The sequence below is a fragment of the Bradyrhizobium sp. P2_E8 genome, from assembly GCF_056403875.1.
The window spans coordinates 1-2,268 of record NZ_JBFUES010001116.1; the positions used below are offsets into that span (position 1 = coordinate 1).

The following is a 2,268-nucleotide window of genomic DNA, read 5'->3' on the forward strand; positions in this document are numbered from 1 at the left end:
GTGTTGAGCGATCAGCTGGTTGATCGTCGGCATCCTGGCCTTACCCTTTGTTCTGCCGCGGTCCCTTCCGGGTCCGCTGTCTTGGCGCGGCCCGTTGCCGGAACCGCAATTCTGTTCGGGCCACCCGCCCGACGAGGTCGCCCTGCACGGAACAATCCGCACAAAGCGAAATTGCGCCAACCGCTCCATCACCGAGCGGAAAGCGTTACGACGCCACAGAGGACCGCAGTTTCAGGCCAATCAGCATAAAGCTGCGGCCCGCGCACCGAGGTCATGCATCCGAATTCGATCTCAAGAGAACGAGCTCTAGAGACCTAAAATCGCACTGGCATTGCCTAGCTATGATCGACAGCGTTTGAGCGGCATTCGTCGAGGTTGGTGCCCGTCTTCAACGACCCCTGAGGGATCAACGGGTGGCCCGTTCCGACGTTGGCGATGCTCACCGCCTGTCGTTAAGTGAGGCGCTTTCTATAAGTGGGAATCGATCAAGTCAAGGCGAAACGACAGTCAGAAAGCGCTTCTCGCGCCTATGGAATTCGCCTGTTGGCCGCCCTCGCCGCGCTTCCACGATGTGGGAACGACGTGCCCATTCCGCTAGCCCTAGATCTATTTATATCCGGGTGATATATACTTTTATAACCCCAGCTAAGGCTTTTTTTCCTGTTGATGCGTCAAACTGCCGCCTTCGGCGGAGATTGGCCCCATGCGGTACACCGACATTGCCATTATCGGCGGGGGATTGTCCGGCTCGATCGCCGCCTCAATGCTCGGCCGCGCCGGTATTTCGACGGTGCTGATCGATCCGCATGAGAGCTATCCGCCGGACTTTCGAGTCGAAAAACTCAGCGGCCACGTGCAGGTCGAGCGATTCCTGAAGACCGGAATCGCAGAATCAGTGCTGCGCCGCGCGACCTTTGCCGGCGAGAACTGGATCGCCCGCTTCGGTCGCCTGCTCGACAAGGCGCCGAGCCGGCAGTTCAACATCCTCTACGATTCGCTGGTCAACGCCGTCCGCGACGAAATCCCTGCCACAGTCGAGCGAATCTGCGCCAAGGCCTTGGCGGTCGAGACCAGTCCGGAGCGGCAGAAGATCACGCTCTCCAACGACGAGACGATATCGGCCCGCCTGGTCGTGCTGGCCAACGGCCTGAACGTCGGCCTGCGCCACCAGCTCGGCATCGCCCGCAAGGTCGTCAGCGCCTGCCATTCGATCTCGATCGGGTTCGACGTGGTGCCGGCGGGACGGAATTCGTTCGACTTCCCGGCGCTGACCTATTTCTCGGAGCGGCCGAGCGATTGCATCCCCTACATCACGCTGTTTCCGATCGGCACGCGGATGCGCGCCAATCTGTTCGTCTACCGCGGCTTCGACGATCCCTGGCTGCGCCAGCTGCGCCGTGCACCCGCTGAGACGCTGGACGCCGCCCTGCCCCGGCTCAAGCGCATCACCGGCTCCTTCGACATCCCCGGTGAGCTGAAGGTCCGCCCGGTCGATCTCTACGTGAACGACCCTCGCGGCCAGCCTGGAATCGTGCTGGTCGGAGATGCCTTCTCGACCTCCTGTCCCGTCGCCGGCACCGGCTGCGACAAGGTCTTCACCRACGTCGAGCGGCTCTGCAACGTCTATATCCCGCACTGGCTTTCCTCCGACGGGATGAATGCGGCCAAGATCGCCGGTTTCTACGCCGATCCGGTCAAGCAAGCCTGCGACGCGTGGTCGGCAGCGAAGGCGTTCGACTTCCGCTCAGTCTCGACCGCGACGAGCCCCTACTGGACCGCGCAGCGCTGGGCGCGCTTCATCGCCTGGTCGGCTCAAGGCCTGCTGCGGCCGCTTGGAGGCGCCTTCGATCTGGAGCCGAACGTCCTCGGTCACTCCTCCTCGTCGTCCTCATCATCATCCTCGAGGTCGTCTTCATCCTCGTCGTCACCGTCGCTGTCGTCATCGGCCTGAGCCACCGCGCCATGCGGCTGGTGGATCTGGTCGTTCCAGAGCTTGCGATAGGTGCCGTTCCTGGCGAGCAGCTCGGCATGCGACCCGCGCTCGATCGCCCTGCCCCCTGAAATCACGATGATCTCGTCCATCTCGACCACCGAGGTCAGGCGGTGGGTCGACCAGATCATGGTGCGGCCCTTGGCGACCTTGAGCAGCGTGCGGTTGATCGCAGCCTCCGTGGTCTGGTCCAGCGCCGAGGTGGCTTCGTCCAATAGCAGCACGGACGGGTTGCGGATGATCGCGCGCGCGATCGCGATGCGCTGGCGCTGGCCGCC

At 62.9% G+C, this 2,268-nt stretch carries 2 protein-coding genes; one reads left to right on the forward strand and one right to left on the reverse strand.

Annotated elements, in window-relative coordinates; genetic code table 11:
- Positions 1–703: 703 nt before the first annotated feature.
- Positions 704–1,951 (forward strand): FAD-dependent oxidoreductase, encoded by a 1,248-nt coding sequence (locus AC1D00_RS37415; protein WP_477014126.1) that lies wholly within the window; start codon positions 704–706, stop codon positions 1,949–1,951.
- Here the strand turns inward: AC1D00_RS37415 and AC1D00_RS37420 are convergent.
- Positions 1,870–2,268 (reverse strand): ATP-binding cassette domain-containing protein (locus AC1D00_RS37420; protein ID WP_477014127.1); only part of this gene is annotated, 399 nt, incomplete at its 5' end. The two genes, AC1D00_RS37415 and AC1D00_RS37420, sit on opposite strands and share 82 nt — an antisense overlap.